Here is a 15,138-nt window from a genome sequence, read left to right as displayed (position 1 = left end):
GGGCGAGCAGATCACAGTGGGTGGCTGATCCAGACGTTCGGCTCGACGTAGACGGCGTGGTCCTGGTCGAGGTCGACGTGGACGGGCGCCAGCGCCTTCGGCACCTCGACGGGACCGCTGCGGTCGAACGGCAGCCCGGTCCACGCCCGCCACTCGGCCAGCGTGCCCGGCACCACCATCGACCGGGGCGCGACCTTCACGATCTTCCCTCCCGCCCGCACGTGGACCCGCAGCCAGGCGTCGTACGGCAGGCCGTCCTCACGCGTGCGGAAGGCGTACTCCGCCATCGGCGTACGCGGTTCGAGATGCTTCTGGTTCGGCCTGACCGGCGCGAGCAGTTCGGTGAAGCCAAGCTTCGCCGCGTTGTCCCGCATCGCGGCCAGCATCAGCGACGACAGGCCGCCGCCCTGCAGGTCCTCCCTGATCGTGATCTCCAGGGCCGAGATCGCGTCGGGAACGCCTCCCCTCCTGCGGGTGGCGCCTCCCCAGCGGACCACCGCGTCCCACCCGTCGTCGGGCAGGTCGCCGCCGGGCCGCGCGAACGGCACGGTGCACGCCCTGGCCACCAGGGTGCCGGGTGCCTCGTCGTCGACCGCCACGAGGACGTAGTCGGCGAAGTCGCTCGTGGCGTGCCCGTAGTAGAGCCCGGCGATGGGGTCGTTGAGCATGAACTCGGGCCACGAGTTGGGCATGTCCCACAGGGTGTCCGCGAGATCCGGCCGCTCGGCCAGGGTAGTGATCCGAAGGGTCATGACGGACATACTCACACAGCGGGCCGCTGCACAGGCTGGTCGTAGGTCCTGAAGATCAACGTGGTCTGCAGGTGCACGATCTCGGGGCGGACGAGATACTTCTCCAGCACGAGCCGGTGCAGGTTCTCGGCGTCGGCGACGGCCACGTGCACGAGGAAGTCGTCGGGCCCCGCGACGGCGTAGAAGGCGATCGTCTCCGGCAGCCCCAGGATGAACACGCGCAGCGGATCCACCAACTGGCTGGTGTGCGGCCGCACCTTCAGCGCCAGGAAGGCCTGCAGCGGCCTGCCCAGTGCCGAGGTGTCGATCGTCGCCCTGAATCCGGTGATCACGCCACGGCGGCGCAGCGACCTGACCCGTTCGAGCGCGGTCGAGGGCGCCACCCCGAGCCGCGCCGCCAGCTCCTTGTTCGGCAGTCGCGCGTCGTTCTGCAGCTCCTTCAGAATCGCCAGATCGATCGAATCCAGTTCGGCACCCATGGTCCATCTGCTCCTTCGATTCGGCCGCTCTGGCCTCTCGCCGCACGCTGACCTGATTATGGCCGTATGTGGGACATCGAGGAGTTTGAGAACGCAGCCCGGATCGCCGTCGAGGAGCTGGCGCGCTACGTGGACGACAGCCAGCGCGGTGCGGCGCGGGTGGTCACCCGCACGCCGCCGCGCGAGCTGGCCGAACGCCTGCGCCTCGCCGAGCTGATCGAGAAGGGCGGCCTCACGCCCGAGACCTTCCGCGACTTCCTGCGGGCCTTCCTTGACGAGGGGACCAGGCTGCACCATCCCGCCTATCTTGCCCACCAGGTCGCCTCACCCGACTTCCCCGCCGCGCTGGCCGACCTCGTGCACGGCGCGGCGAACAACCCGATGGCCGTCTACGAGATGGGCGCGGCCGCGGCCACCGTGGAGTTCGAGGTGCTGCGGTGGATGCTGGACAAGGTCGGCTTCCCCGAGGGCGGCGGGGTGCTCACCCACGGCGGTTCGCTGGCCAACCTGACCGCCCTGCTGGCCGCCAGGGCCCGTGCCGTTCCCTCCGCGTGGGAGGAGGGCGTCCCCGGCGATCTGGCGATCCTCGCGCCGTCCTCGGCGCACTACTCGGTGTCGCGGGCGGCGAGCATCCTCGGCATGGGGCAGCGCGCGGTGATCCCGCTGCCCACCGACTCGCTGGGCCGCATCGACGTCGCCCGCCTGCCGTCCTCGTTCGACCGGCGGCCGATCGCGCTGGTCGCGGGCGCGTGCGCGACCGGCACCGGGCTCCACGACGACCTGCGCGCCATCGGGCGGTGGTGCCGCGAGCGCGGCATCTGGTTCCACGTGGACGCCGCGCACGGGGCTTCGGCACTGCTCAGCGAGCGCCACGCGCACCTGCTCGACGGGATCTCCCTGGCCGACTCGGTGATCTGGGACGCCCACAAGATGCTGCGCACCTCGGCGCTGTCGGCCGCGGTGCTGGTGCGGCGCGAGGGCGATCTCGACGCGGCCTTCCGGCAGCAGGCCAGCTACCTGTTCTACGGCGACCAGGGCTTCGACCTGATCAGCAGGACCGTGGAGTGCACCAAGGCCGCGCTCGGGCTGAAGGTGTTCCTCAACCTGGCCTGGCGGGGGGAGCGGGGGCTCGGCGACTACGTGGCCAGGCAGTACGACACCGCGCACCGCTTCTGGGAACTGGCGCGCAGGCGCCCGGGGTTCGTCCTGCCGTACGAGCCGGAGAGCAACATCGTCTGCTTCAGGTACGGCGACGGCGACCAGGCCGCGATCCGTGAGCGGCTGATGGCCGACGGCTCCTTCCACCTGACGTCGACCGAGGTGGACGGCGTGCGCCACCTGCGCGTCACCGTCATGGCGCCCGCGACGGACGAGCAGCACCTGGAGGCGCTGCTCGACGCCGTGGCCCAGAGCCCTACCTGACCCCCTTGACGGGCAGGACGGCGACCGCCCCGACGAGCGAGATCACCATGGCCGCGAGCCATAGAGAGGAGTAGCCGCCCAGGTTCCCGATGATCGCCGCGGCGATGAAGGGTGCGATCATCTGCGGTCCCGCGTTCGCGATGTTGAGGATGCCCATGTCGCGGGCGGCGTCTTCCTTACTGGGCAGGACCAGCGTGACGATGGCGATGTCGACCGCGCCGTACGCGCCGAAGGCGGCGCCCTGCACGACGGCGAAGGCCAGCATGGCCGTCCAGGTCGGCCACAGCAGCGGCAGCGCCATCGCCAGCGCCGCCACGACGCCGGAGACGGTGACGAACAGCTTGCGGCGGTCGAGCCGGTCCGACAGCGGCCCGCAGATCACGGTCGCGACGATGCCGCTCAGCGTGGAGACGATCATGATGGTGGCCACCGCCTGCGGCGCCTGCTCCTGCGGGATGCCGATGTAGTCCTGGAGGATGAACAGGGTGAACATCAACGGCATGAAGTAGCCGAGCACCATCATCGCGCGGCCCAGGAAGACCCACATGAAGTCGCGGTGCCTCAGCGCGGAGACGAAGTCGCCGATCGACCGCTTGGGCTTGACGACGACCTCGTACTCGCCGGGGCGCGGGTCGTGCGTGAGCGTGACGATCAGCAGCGCGCCGAGCACGACCGCGGAGCCGTAGACGAGGTAGCCGAGCGAGATGGCGCCGACGAAGAACACCGCGACCTGGGTGCCGAGGACGGTGCCGACCGACAGGGCGACGCCGAGGACGGCCGAGGCGGTGCCGCGGCGCTCGTGCGGCACCCGGTCGGGGACGATCGCGGTGATGGCGGCCTGGTAGATGTTCATCATCGCCTGGGCCAGCGACCAGGCGAGCAGGATCATCGGGATGGTCGAGACCTGGCTCATCAGCAGCATGGTGGCCAGGGCCGCGAGCGCGCCGCCGATGATCCAGGGGTTGCGCCTGCCCCAGCGGGAGCGGGTGGTCCTGTCGGAGAGCATGCCGCCGATCGGGTTGAAGACGGTGGCGAAGATCGCGCTCACGCCGGCGACGAGGCCGACGTTGGCGACCTTGTTCGCGGGGTCGATCTCGGCGATCTGGGTCTGCACGAGCAGGCCGCCGACGCCCAGGTAGAGGGCGTACATGACGGCGTTGCCCACGCCGAGGACGGTGAGCAGCCTCGGCAGGCCGTCACGGCGGACGCCAGTGGTGGGGGCCATGGCGACTCCTGACTGTGAGGGGGGTGGTTATACGTATAAGCACTGGATAGCATCGAGTGACGTCACCTGACAAGAGGAATGTTCTGAACGTGATGAGCGGCAACAGGCCCGCCACCAGCATGGACGTGGCCAGGGCGGCGGGCGTCTCCCAGGCCACCGTCTCGTACGTGCTCAACGACCGGCCGGGCAGCCGGATCAGCGAGGAGACCAGGGCCCGCGTGCGCGACGCGGCCGAACGGCTCGGCTACGTCCCCCACGCCGGCGCCCGCACCCTGCGCACGGGCAGCAGCGGGCTGGTGCTCGTCGCGCTGCCGGACATCCCCCAGGGGACGCTGGCCACCGGCTTCTTCGAGGGGCTCGACAGGGAGCTGGGCGGGCGCGGCTACATGATGGTCCAGTACGGCGCGCGCCAGGTGAAGGGCGTGGCCGCGGCGAAGGCGTGGGCCGAGCTGCGACCGGCCGCCGTGCTGGCCGACGCGGACCGGCTGACCGGCGCGGGCGTCGACGTGCTGCGCGCCGCGGGGGTCAAGGCGATCATCGGCATGGGGGCGGGGGCGGCCGGCGGGGTCCCGTCCGTGCTCACCGACCACGGGGGGGTGGGCGCGCTGGCCGTACGACATCTGGTGGACAAGGGGCGCTCGGAGATCGTGGTGGTCGTGCCCCGCGAGGAGGGCATCAGGCCCATGGGCCTCGAACGGCTGCGCGGAGCGCGGTCGGTCGGCGTGCCCGTCAGGGCCGTCGACCTGGCCTTCGACGAGGGCGAGGCGGCCGCCTTCGTGGCGGGCCTGTCGGGTGGCGAGGGCGTGTTCGCCTACAACGACGACTACGCGATGCTGCTGCTGGCCGCGCTCCACGACGCGGGCCTGGCCGTACCGGGCGAGGTGGCGGTGGTGGGCTGCGACGACCTGCCGCTCTCGCGCCTGACCAGGCCCAGACTGACCACCGTGCGGCCCGATCTGTCGGTGGCGCCTGCCAGTATTGCCACGTTGATCGACCGGCTCGTCCGCGGCGAGAGATGCGGCGACGTCGGCATCTGGACACTCGAGCTCATCGGAAGGGATTCCACATGACCGACCTCGACGCGAGGCTGCGCGCCGTCCTCGATCTGGGGCAGGCCGACGCGCGGGAGCTGGGCGGCCGCCACGAGTACGACGGCCGGATCCAGGACCTGTCGCCCGACGGCGTGCGGGCGGGGCTCGCACGGGTCGGTGACGGTCCCGCGCCCGCCGACGCCTACGACGCCGCCCACCTGGAGGTGTTCGAGGAGGCGGCGAGGGTCACCTTCGGCGAGCTGGAGCTCCACCGAAGCAACCCGCTGTTCCACCTGTCCAACCTCGACGTGGCCTGCTACGACCGCGACTATGCGCCCGAGCAGGAGCGGGCCGCCGCCAAGGCCGCGCACCTGTCGATGTGGCCCGAGGCCGTCGACCACGCGATCGCCTCCCTCGACCGGGTTCCGGCGCCGGTCGCCGCCTCGCTGCTCAGCCCGGTCAAGGGGCTGGCGGCGGGCGTCACCGACGACGACGCCTTGAAGGCCCACGCGAGGCTGGTGGCCCACGTCGAGCGGGCCGTCGCCGAGGGCGAGCCCGACGCCGCCCTCGGCGGGCAGGCGCTGGCCAGGCTGATGGGCGCCGGCGAGGGGCTGCCCGTCGACCTCGGCAGGCTCGCCGAGCGCGCCGACGCCGAGCGCGACCGGCTGATGGAGCGGCTCGCCGACGCCTGCGCCAGGCTCGGCCACCCCGGCAGGCCGCCGCTTGAGGTGGCCCGCGAGCTGGTCAAGCAGCATCCCGACGCGAGCGGCGTGATCGAGGCGGCCAGGGTCGGTACCGAGAAGGCCATCGCGTTCACCCGCGAGAAGGACCTGGTCCCCTACCACGACGGCGAGTGCCTGGTCGGGCTCGCCCCCGAGTCGCGCCGCTGGGCGATGGCGATGATGTCATGGAACGCGCCCGGCGAGCCCGAGGGCCCCTCGTGGTACCACATCACCCCGCCCGACGCCTCGTGGCCGGTGGAGGAGCAGGAGGAGTGGCTGGAGGTCTTCAGCGACACCACGCTTCCCGCGATCAACGTGCACGAGGTGGCGCCCGGCCACTTCTCCCACGGCCGCGCCCTGCGACACGTGAGCTCTGACGTGCGGCGCCTCCTGCAGTCGATGTCGTTCGCCGAGGGGTGGGCCCACTACGGCGAGGAGCTGTGCGTCGAGGAGGGCTTCGAGGCCCACGACCCGCGCTTCGAGATCGGCGTCTGGGTGGAGGCGCTGATCCGCGTCACCCGCCTGGCCTGCGCGATCGGTGTGCACACCGGGCAGATGACGGTCGAGGACGGCGCGCGCCGCTTCGAGTCCGACACCCAGCTCGCCGGGCCCGCCGCGCTGGCCGAGGCGCGCAGGGCGAGCTTCGACCCCACCTACGGCCGCTACACCTGGGGCAAGCTGCTCATCCAGGACCTCAGGGAGCGGGCGCGCGCCGAATGGGGCGCGGGGTTCACGCTGCAGCGCTTCCACAAGGCGATGCTCGACCTGGGCTCCCCGCCGCTCGGCCTGCTCGACAGGGCGCTGTGAGGCCGCTCGGCAGGGCGCGCTGAGACCGCTCGACAGGGTGCTGTGAGGCCGCTCGGCAGGGCGCGCCGGGGGTCGTTCGGCCTGCTCGCGGGGGCGGGTCGACGGTCGCTCGGTGCGCTCGACGGTGCGCGCTGGGGCCGCCGTCGGGGGCGTGGGTAACGTTTACCGCGCCCTCCGGTGTCCTTTCGTCGCGGCGGGGATCACGCTAACGTCTCTTCCAACCGAGCGCTAGGGAGGGGCGGTGCGGGAGCTCTCCGGCAAGGTCGCGGTGGTGACGGGCGCGTCGAGCGGGATCGGCAGGGCGCTGGCGGTGCGGTTCGCGGCGGAGGGCATGTCGCTGATGCTCGCCGACGTCGATGCGCGCGGCCTGACCGAGACGGCCGCAATGGCCTCGGAGGCCGCCGCAATGGCCTCGGGGGACTCGGGAGCCGTCTCGACGGGCTCGGGGGGCAAGGTGCTCACCCAGATCACCGACGTCTCCGACGCGCCTGCCGTACACCATCTGGCCAACAGGGCCTTCGGCGAGCTCGGCGGGGTGCACGTGCTGTGCAACAACGCGGGCGTCTTCCAGGGCGGGCGCATGTGGACCCGCACGGAGGAGGACTTCGCCTGGCTGCTGGGGGTTAACGTCTGGGGCGTGCTCCACGGCATCCGCGAGTTCGTGCCGCGCATGATCGAGCAGGACACCGAGGGCCACATCGTCAACAGCGTGTCCGTCGCGGGCCTGTTCGCCGGGCCCAACCTCGGCGGGCAGGCGGTCAGCAAGTACGCCGCCCTCGCCGCCTCCCAGGCGCTGGCCCACGACCTGCGCCAGGTCGGCTCCAAGCTGCGCGTCACCGCGCTGTGCCCCGGCGGGGTGCGCACCGGTATCAGCCGTTCCGAGCGGGTCAGGCCCGCCGACCTGGCGGTGGCCCGTACCCGCGACGACCTCTCCTCGCAGGAGTGGCTCGACGAGGTGGTGGACAAGGGCGTCGATCCCGCCGAGGTCGCCGACGCGACCGTCGACGCCATCAGGGACGAGCGCTTCCTCGTCCTGACCCACGAGGGCTACGAGCGGAGCCTGAGGGAGCAGATTTCCGCGCTGCTCGACGGCGAGATACCCGAGCCGCCCGACTACGAGTGACGCCTGCCGGGTGCTCACCGGCCTACGGATACACTGAGAGCACCGCATTCACCTGGTAGGGGGTTCTCTCGGTGTCTGAATTCGACACAGTGCTCGTGGTCGACTTCGGTGCGCAGTACGCACAGCTCATAGCCAGGCGGGTGCGCGAATGCCACGTCTACTCCGAGATCGTCCCCTCGACGATGTCGGTCGAGGAGATGCTGGCGAAGAAGCCGAAGGCGATCATCCTGTCCGGCGGCCCCTCCTCGGTCTACGCCGAGGGCGCGCCCGCCGTTCCTGAAGGCCTGTTCGAGACCGGGGTGCCGACCTTCGGCATCTGTTACGGCTTCCAGGCCATGGCCCAGACGCTGGGCGGCGAGGTGGCCCACACCGGCGTCGCCGAGTACGGCGGCACCGAGCTGCGCGTCGGCCGCGAGGGCGTGCTCTTCGCCGGCCTGCCCGCCAAGCAGACCGTCTGGATGTCCCACGGCGACAGCGTCGCGGCGGCGCCGGTCGGCTTCACCGTCACCGCCGCCACCGACGAGACGCCGGTGGCCGCCTTCGAGCATCCCGGCAAGGGTCTGTACGGCGTGCAGTTCCACCCCGAGGTGCTCCACTCCGAGCATGGCCAGGCCGTGCTCAAGCACTTCCTCGACGCCGCCGGGTGCCGGCCCGCGTGGACGATGCTCAACATCGTCGAAGACGCGGTGGCTGCCGTCCAGCAGCAGATCGGCCCCGACGGCCGCGCCATCTGCGCGCTGTCGGGCGGCGTCGACTCCGCCGTGGCCGCCGCCATCGTCCAGCGCGCCATCGGCGACCGCCTCACCTGTGTGTTCGTCGACCACGGCCTGCTGCGCAAGGGCGAGGCCGAGCAGGTCGAGCGCGACTTCGTGGCCGCCACGGGCGTCAAGCTCCGCGTGGTCGACGCCGCCGACCGCTTCCTGAAGGCGCTCGACGGGGTCACCGACCCCGAGGAGAAGCGCAAGATCATCGGCCGCGAGTTCATCCGCGTCTTCGAGGACGAGCAGCGCGCCATCATGTCGGAGGGGCCGGTCGACTTCCTGGTCCAGGGCACCCTCTACCCCGACGTGGTGGAGTCGGGCGGCGGCACCGGCACCGCCAACATCAAGTCGCACCACAACGTCGGCGGCCTGCCCGAAGACCTGCAGTTCTCGCTCGTCGAGCCGCTGCGCACGCTGTTCAAGGACGAGGTGCGCAGGGCGGGCGAGGAGCTCGGCCTGCCCGCCGCGATGGTGTGGCGCCAGCCGTTCCCCGGTCCTGGTCTCGGCATCCGCATCATCGGCTCGGTCACCCAGGAGCGCCTCGACCTCCTGCGCGAGGCCGACGCCATCGCCAGGGAGGAGCTGTCCAGGGCGGGGCTCGACCGCGACATCTGGCAGTGCCCCGTCGTGCTGCTGGCCGACGTCCGCTCGGTCGGCGTCCAGGGCGACGGCCGCACCTACGGTCACCCGGTGGTCCTGCGCCCGGTGACCTCGGAGGACGCGATGACGGCCGACTGGGCGCGGGTGCCCTACGACGTCCTGTCGCGCATTTCCACGCGCATCACCAACGAGGTGCGTGACATCAACAGGGTGGTGGTCGACGTGACCAGCAAGCCTCCGGGCACCATCGAGTGGGAGTAGCCACGGCATAGCGGGGAGTTACGGAATAATCGCGTTCCGTGACTCCCCCTTTGCGTTTCGGCTACATCGACGAGTCGATCCACGACAAGCAGGGTCTGTATCTCCTCGGATTGGTGCGTGCGGATCCTTTGATCGAGGATGAGGCCCGAGGCCAGCTCTCCGCCTGCGTCCCTCCCGGTCACCGCCCCCACTGGCACACCGAGGGTGAGGCGGTGCGTGCGGAGCTCGTGCAGGTTGTCGCAAGGCTGGATGTCGAAGCGAGCGTGTACGCGTGCCGATTCGCGGTCCCCGAACGCCAGGAAGCCGCGCGAGCGCGGGCGCTGGGCTGGGCGATGCTGGAGCTTTCCCCGGGCGTTGACCACCTGATCATCGACCGACGTGAGGGCAAGCAGAATCAGATCGATCGGAAGGTGCTCTCGGTGTTCGCGGGCCGACCGCGGCGCTTCACCTATGTGCATGCCGAGTCGAGATCGACGCCACTCCTATGGGTCGCCGACATCGTGGTCGGTGCCGCGGCCGCCCAGCTCGCGCAGGGAGAGGAACGGTATCTCAAACCGTTGGACGGGCGAGTGGAGCTCTCATGTGAGCTGACAGCATCCTGACAGCGCAAAGGCCGGGCGCCCGTCATCCGGCGGAAAACCCGGCCTCACTTCGCAGCCCTAGTGGGCTGCGCACTACTTATAGTAGTCGATCGGATGCGATCGTCAAGCCGAAAAGCGCGAGGCCGGGCGCCCGCCATCCGGCGGAAAAACCCGGCCTCACTTCGCAGCCCTCGTGGGCTGCGCATACCCATGGTAGTCGTCCAAGTGATCGTCCCGTAGAAAACGCGAAAGCCGGGCGCCCGTCGTACGGCGGAAAACCCGGCCTCACTTCGCAGCCCTCGTGGGCTGCGCGCTACTGATCGTAGTCGTTCGGCTACCTTCGTCAAGCCATCTGATGGGCCCGGGCCTGTTCGGCCACGACCGGTGCGCGCTTGGGGAGTAGCGCCAAAGCCGCCACCAAGGCGGTGGCGAGGATGGCGACGGCTGTCCAGACGGCCGTGTGGTGGCCGGACACCAGGTCGGCGGGCTGGGTGGAGCCGCCCGTGGTGGCCGCCGCCAGCGAGATGAGCACCGCCATGCCGATCGAGATGCCGGTCTGCTGGCTGACGTTCACCAGGCCCGAGGCCAGACCCGCCTCGCTCGGGGAGGCCTCGGCAGTGGCGGCGACGGCGGCGGGCGCGACCATGAGGCCGAAGCCGAAGCCGGTGAGCAGTTCGGGGGCCAGCATGCCGGCCAGGAAGCTGCCGTCGACGTCGATGCGCAGGTAGAGGGCCACGCCGACGAGCATGAACGCGATTCCCGCGGCGGCGGTGGCGCGCACGCCGTACCGGCTGAGTGCCCTGCCGCCCAGGGTGGAGGCGGTGACCGCGATGGTGACGGCGATGGCGACATGGACAGTCCCGACTGGGTGGGGCTGTAGCCGAGGACGAGCTGGGTGTAGAGGGTGAGGATGAAGAAGATCGGCTGCATGGCGGCCGGTACCAGGAACATCAGCACGTTGCCCGCGCGGAGCTGCCGCTTGCGGAAGATGGCCAGCGGCATGAGCGGGTTCTTGGAGCGCCACTCGATGACCAGGAAGGCGGCCAGCAGGGGCACGGTAAGCGCGCCGGCCCACAGCGCGCCGGAGCCCTCGACGGAGTAGGTGAGCAGGGCCAGCCCGGCGGTGGAGGTGACGGCGCCCGCCACGTCGAACCCGCCGCGCGCCGCGGTGGATCTGGCGGCGGGCAGGAGGCGGAAGGCCAGGACGGCGACGACGACGCCGACGGGGACGTTCACGAAGAAGACCAAGCGCCAGCCGAACCAGTCGGTGAGCAGCCCGCCGAGCACCACGCCCGCCGCGCCGCCGACCGCGCCCCACACGCCCATCGCCTTGTTGAGCTGCGGGTCGCCCTTGAAGATGGTCATCACCAGCGACAGTGCGGCCGGCGCGACCAGCGCGCCCGCCAGCCCCTGGACGGCCCGTGCCGCGACGACGAGGGCGCCCGTCGAGGCCACGCCCCCGGCGAGGGAGGCGGCGGCGAACAGCAGCATCCCGGCGACGAACACGCGGCGGCGGCCCAGGTAGTCCGACAGCCGGCCGCGGAGCAGGAGCAGTCCGCCGAACACCAGCGTGTACGCGGTGGTCATCCACGACAGTTCCCGGGGTTTCAGGTGAAGCTCGCTGCCCATGATGGGGCTCGCGATGCCGATGATCGTCAGGTCGAGGATCAGGACGAACTGGGTGGCGGCCAGCAGGGCGAGTGCCGGCAAGTGGGCCATCCAGATCATCGTCGCGTCGGCGGGAGAGCCGATCAGGTTCACCGAGCTGGAGCGGCTCATCCAGGGCATCTCCCGGCGCATGCTGACGCTGACCCTGCGCAATCTGGAGCGCGACGGGATGCTGACCCGCACCGTCTACCCGATCGTGCCGCCCAAGGTGGAGTACCAGGCGATGCTGGCGCTCACCGACTGGTCACGGCGGCAGCGCGTGCGTGGCCAGGTCGAGAGAGCTCTACGACGCTAGACAGCAGCAGTGACGAGCTCCTGGCTGGCGGCCCGCCGTTCGATGAGCCGCCTGCCGTACCGCTGGGCGGGCAGTTCGACGAAGCGGTAGGTGAGCCAGCTCACGCCCAGGATCAGCCCCAGCAGCACCAGGCCGAGGCCCAGCTGCGAGGGCCACGGCAGCCGTCCGGGGTCGCCGATGACGAGCAGCGCGAGCTTGATCATCGGGACGTGCACGAGGTAGACCGAATAGCTGATCAGGCCGAGCCAGGCCAGCACGCGTGGGAGCGCGCGCCCGCGCAGCGCGAAGAACAGCGCGAACGTCGCGGCGGCCAGGCCCATCGTCGCCAGGTTCGTCAGGCCGTTGAAGGTCACCGGCTTGAGGAAGGGCACCACCAGGATCAGCGCCGCGACCCCCGCCACCGGCCACAGGGCCGAGCCCTGCCCGCGCTCCCATCGGTGGATCGCGGTGCCGGTGAACATCACCGACAGGACCATCGCGCCCTGCCACGACTCTCTGCTGCCGATCCAGATCAGCGCCACAGCGAGGACGGCCAGCGTGACCGCGCCCGCCGTACGGACGGGGCGGGAGCCGAACAGCACGCAGCCCAGGCCGGCGGCCGCGACGACCAGCACCGCGACGGGCGCCCACGGGCCGTCGAGCAGGTGACCCTCGCGCGGCAGCGTGAAGGCAACCAGCGTCGCCAGCATTGCGAAGGCCAGCGCGAACCAGCCGCTGCGCCGGTGCACCCCCGCCACGAACAGGCCGGTGACCAGCAGGTAGAAGACCATCTCGTAGGAGAGTGTCCACATCGGCTCGACCAGGCCCGCCGAGCCCGTGACCTCCATCAGCATGGTCAGGTGGGCGATCACGTTGACGTCGCCGCGCAACGGCAGAAGCGGCGACATCGCCAGGGTGACCGCGATGAGCAGCAGGTAGAGGGGGTAGAGGCGGAAGACCCTGCTGATCCAGAACGCCTTCACATCGCCCCTGCGCTCCAGCGAGGCGGGAATGATGTAGCCGCTGACCAGGAAGAAGACGAGCACCCCGTAGATCCCGAGGTTCATCCAGCGGGGCCGCAGGTGATCGAGGAAGCTGTAGTTGAGATGCTCGATCAGGACGGCCGTCGCGCCCAGCCCGCGCAGGGCGTCGAGCCATGCCAGCCGTCGTGTCATTCGAGGAAGCTTACCGGCGCGCCGCACCCCAAAAGCGCCCGCGCGCCGCACCCCGGAAGTGCCCGCGCGCCGCATCCCGGAAGCGACAGCCCTACCCCCGCCCCGCGCGCCAGAAGCGGACGAGCAGCGGGAGCATGAGGAAGCCGATGAAGATCGGCGAGGCCAGGTAGCGGAAGTCCTGCGCGGAGATGTTGGCCAGCACCGCGAGCTGCTGGCCGAGCATGGCCGCCGCGATCCCGAGCACCCACCGGTTGCCGCGCAGCCACGCCGCGACCGCGAGCGCCACATAGGCGGCATAGCACCAGATCGGCCCCCGCCACACCAGCCAGTCGAGGTCGGGCTCGTAGGAGGCCCACAGCCACTTCTCGGCGAGGTCGTGCAGCGGCCACGACAGCGGGCTCAGGTTGAAGCTCTCGAACTCGGGATGGCGTTCGATCATGTCGGGGCCCACGTACTCCCAGGCGAACCACCGGTGCGAGAAGTGGAAGGTCTTGCCGCCCTCCGACCAGCGGTCGGCCCCCGGCCGCCACGCGATCGCCCCTCGGCACAACCTGGTCTTGATCACCTGGTCGGGCGCCTCCACGAGGATGCGCTGCCACAGCGCCATCACCTGCGGGCTGAGCTCGTCGGAGCGTTTCCAGTCGAAGTCGCCGCGCCAGATCAGCGGGTTGATCGTGTTGCAGTTGCCGCCCCTCCACCAGCGCTCCAGCGGCGCGATCTCGGCCATCAGCGCGACGTCCCGCGTGGTGAACAGCTCCGTCCGCTCCTTCCACGCGACCGCGATGTCGCCGTAGGCGGTGTGGTAGACGAACGTGCGCGACGGCGGCACGATGCCCGCCTGCGGCAGGACGAGGTTGGTGAGCAGGACGGGCACGCCCGCCGCGACCAGTCCGACGGCCGCCAGCCGGAGCCGCGCCCCCTTTCCGATGAGCACCAGCACGACGGCGACGAAGCCCACGATCAGGAACCCGTTGGCCCTGAACAGGCCCGCGCCCAGCATGACCGCGCCGAGCGCGAGCAGTGTGCCCCTGGTCGGGCCCTTGTTCCTGGCGATCCGCGCGCAGACGGCCGTGATGCCGATGACGCAGGCGGTGAAGGGCACGTCCTTCCAGAACGTCACCGAGAAGGCCCCGAACGGCGGCGCGAAGGGCAGCAGGACGGCGGCCGCGGTCGTCGGGATCTTCGGCGCGCCCAGCCTCTTGAGCTCCTGCGCGAGAAGCGAGATCGCCGCCGCCATGGCCGTGGTCTGCAGCAGCGTCACCGGACTGACGGCGCCGGTGGCCCGCACGCTCAGCCACAGCATCGCGTCGTACAGGACGGAGTGGTCGCTCACCCACGGGCCGACGATGGTGTGACTCAGGTAGAGCGTGGAGTCGCGGCTGAACAGGCCCGGATAGAAGGCGGCCCACCACAGCAGGAGCACTGCCTGGACCGAAAGGAAGATCCGCACTTGATCAGATCGGGTATGTCTCGCCAGGTGTGAGCTTGCGGCCCCGCAGCAGCGTCGACACCGTCACGAGGTGGTAGCCGCGCTTGCGCAGGTCCTTGACCAGCGCCGGCATCACCTGGACGGTCTGCGGGACGACGTCGTGCATGAGGATCACGCCGTCGCGCTTGGCCAGCCTGAGCACGGCTGCCCTGATCTTCTTCTGGTCGCGCAGCTTCCAGTCGAGGGTGGTGCCGGTCCACAGCACCTGCGCCATCCCCTCCTCGCCCGCCAGCCCGGCCACCCTGTCGTCGGTGTGCCCGTACGGCGGGCGGAACATCCTCGGCGCCCTGCCGATCAGCCCCTCGATGGCCTCCTGGGTGGCCCGCAGCTCCCGGGTGATCTCCTCGTCGAACAGGGTAGGCAGGCTCGGATGCGACCAGGTGTGGTTGCCGATCTCGTGCCCCTCGGCCGCCATGCGCTTCACCAGCGTGGGCCGCTGCTCGACGTGCTTGCCCATGAGGAAGAACGTGGCCTTGGCCCCCGACTTCTTCAACGTGGAAAGGAGCGCTCCAGTCGAAGGACCCGGCCCGTCGTCGAAGGTCAGCGCGAGACACTTGACCTTCGCGCAGTCGACCTTGGCAGCCGCGTGAGCCGGAAGCGCGGAAAGCGTCGGCAGCAAAAGGACGGCCACGACGAGAGCACGCGGGGACATCAGGCACCTCCATCGACGGGGGGATCAACGGGCCCCGTCTATCGTCCCCTATTCCTCCCGTGCTCTGGTCACCGCGCTCGTTCCGGATCTGTCCGATGGAGCGGGCAACAGGCCGC

General features: G+C 70.6%; 14 protein-coding genes and 1 pseudogene. 7 read left to right on the top strand and 8 right to left on the bottom strand.

Going from position 1 to position 15,138, the window contains the following annotated elements:
* Positions 1–11: 11 nt before the first annotated feature.
* Entirely contained in the window at positions 12–752 is a 741-nt protein-coding gene (locus ACFXJ8_RS01730; RefSeq protein WP_379641877.1) for an N-acetyltransferase, read from the bottom strand.
* Positions 753–763: 11 nt separating this feature from the next.
* Positions 764–1,231: an Lrp/AsnC family transcriptional regulator gene (locus ACFXJ8_RS01725; RefSeq protein ID WP_379641876.1), complete on the bottom strand. Its 468-nt coding sequence runs from the start codon at positions 1,229–1,231 to the stop codon at positions 764–766.
* 66 nt (positions 1,232–1,297) lie between these two features.
* Here ACFXJ8_RS01725 and ACFXJ8_RS01720 point away from each other — a divergent pair, with 66 nt between their 5' ends.
* Positions 1,298–2,653 carry a pyridoxal phosphate-dependent decarboxylase family protein gene (locus ACFXJ8_RS01720; RefSeq protein ID WP_379641875.1) on the top strand — a complete coding sequence of 452 codons (1,356 nt, stop codon included), beginning with the start codon at positions 1,298–1,300 and terminating at the stop codon, positions 2,651–2,653.
* Here ACFXJ8_RS01720 and ACFXJ8_RS01715 read toward each other — a convergent pair.
* Positions 2,646–3,878, bottom strand: a complete 1,233-nt coding sequence (locus tag ACFXJ8_RS01715; RefSeq protein ID WP_379641874.1) for an MFS transporter — start codon at positions 3,876–3,878, stop codon at positions 2,646–2,648. The two genes, ACFXJ8_RS01720 and ACFXJ8_RS01715, sit on opposite strands and share 8 nt — an antisense overlap.
* A 92-nt stretch (positions 3,879–3,970) precedes the next feature.
* Between ACFXJ8_RS01715 and ACFXJ8_RS01710 the strand changes: the two genes are divergently transcribed.
* The 5 genes from ACFXJ8_RS01710 to ACFXJ8_RS01690 all read left to right on the top strand — a co-directional run bounded on the left by ACFXJ8_RS01710 (position 3,971) and on the right by ACFXJ8_RS01690 (position 9,785).
* Positions 3,971–4,948: a LacI family DNA-binding transcriptional regulator gene (locus ACFXJ8_RS01710; RefSeq protein ID WP_379641873.1), complete on the top strand. Its 978-nt coding sequence runs from the start codon at positions 3,971–3,973 to the stop codon at positions 4,946–4,948.
* Positions 4,945–6,438, top strand: coding sequence for a DUF885 family protein (locus tag ACFXJ8_RS01705; protein ID WP_379641872.1), 1,494 nt, complete (start codon positions 4,945–4,947; stop codon positions 6,436–6,438). The genes ACFXJ8_RS01710 and ACFXJ8_RS01705 overlap by 4 nt, the downstream gene beginning before the upstream one ends.
* A gap of 241 nt (positions 6,439–6,679) precedes the next feature.
* Positions 6,680–7,561, top strand: a complete 882-nt coding sequence (locus ACFXJ8_RS01700; RefSeq protein ID WP_379641871.1) for an SDR family NAD(P)-dependent oxidoreductase — start codon at positions 6,680–6,682, stop codon at positions 7,559–7,561.
* A 71-nt stretch (positions 7,562–7,632) separates the two neighbouring features.
* On the top strand, positions 7,633–9,183 hold the full coding sequence (gene guaA / locus ACFXJ8_RS01695; protein WP_379641870.1) for a glutamine-hydrolyzing GMP synthase: 1,551 nt from the start codon (positions 7,633–7,635) through the stop codon (positions 9,181–9,183).
* Between the two features lie 38 nt (positions 9,184–9,221).
* Positions 9,222–9,785 (top strand): hypothetical protein, encoded by a 564-nt coding sequence (locus ACFXJ8_RS01690; protein WP_379641869.1) that lies wholly within the window; start codon positions 9,222–9,224, stop codon positions 9,783–9,785.
* A 322-nt stretch (positions 9,786–10,107) separates the two neighbouring features.
* Here the strand turns inward: ACFXJ8_RS01690 and ACFXJ8_RS01685 are convergent, their stop codons facing one another.
* Positions 10,108–10,788, bottom strand: coding sequence for an MFS transporter (locus tag ACFXJ8_RS01685; RefSeq protein WP_379642058.1), 681 nt, complete (start codon positions 10,786–10,788; stop codon positions 10,108–10,110).
* Positions 10,671–11,393: pseudogene (locus ACFXJ8_RS01680) on the bottom strand (MFS transporter); the annotation flags it as partial. The pseudogene ACFXJ8_RS01680 and the gene ACFXJ8_RS01685, both read right to left, overlap by 118 nt.
* A gap of 52 nt (positions 11,394–11,445) precedes the next feature.
* Here ACFXJ8_RS01680 and ACFXJ8_RS01675 point away from each other — a divergent pair.
* Positions 11,446–11,727: a winged helix-turn-helix transcriptional regulator gene (locus ACFXJ8_RS01675; RefSeq protein WP_379641868.1), complete on the top strand. Its 282-nt coding sequence runs from the start codon at positions 11,446–11,448 to the stop codon at positions 11,725–11,727.
* Here the strand turns inward: ACFXJ8_RS01675 and ACFXJ8_RS01670 are convergent.
* The 3 genes from ACFXJ8_RS01670 to ACFXJ8_RS01660 form a co-directional block, all read right to left on the bottom strand.
* Positions 11,724–12,881, bottom strand: coding sequence for an acyltransferase family protein (locus ACFXJ8_RS01670; protein ID WP_379641867.1), 1,158 nt, complete (start codon positions 12,879–12,881; stop codon positions 11,724–11,726). The genes ACFXJ8_RS01675 and ACFXJ8_RS01670 overlap by 4 nt on opposite strands.
* A gap of 91 nt (positions 12,882–12,972) precedes the next feature.
* Entirely contained in the window at positions 12,973–14,331 is a 1,359-nt protein-coding gene (locus tag ACFXJ8_RS01665) for a hypothetical protein (RefSeq protein WP_379641866.1), read from the bottom strand.
* 4 nt (positions 14,332–14,335) lie between these two features.
* Complete coding sequence (locus ACFXJ8_RS01660) at positions 14,336–15,022, bottom strand: polysaccharide deacetylase family protein (protein WP_379641865.1); 687 nt, start codon at positions 15,020–15,022, stop codon at positions 14,336–14,338.
* Between the last annotated feature and the right edge of the window lie 116 nt (positions 15,023–15,138).

Source organism: Nonomuraea sp. NPDC059194 (assembly GCF_042754765.1).
Lineage (GTDB): Bacteria > Actinomycetota > Actinomycetes > Streptosporangiales > Streptosporangiaceae > Nonomuraea.
Note: the sequence above shows the minus strand (reverse complement) of the source record. Positions and strands in the feature narration are given on the sequence as shown.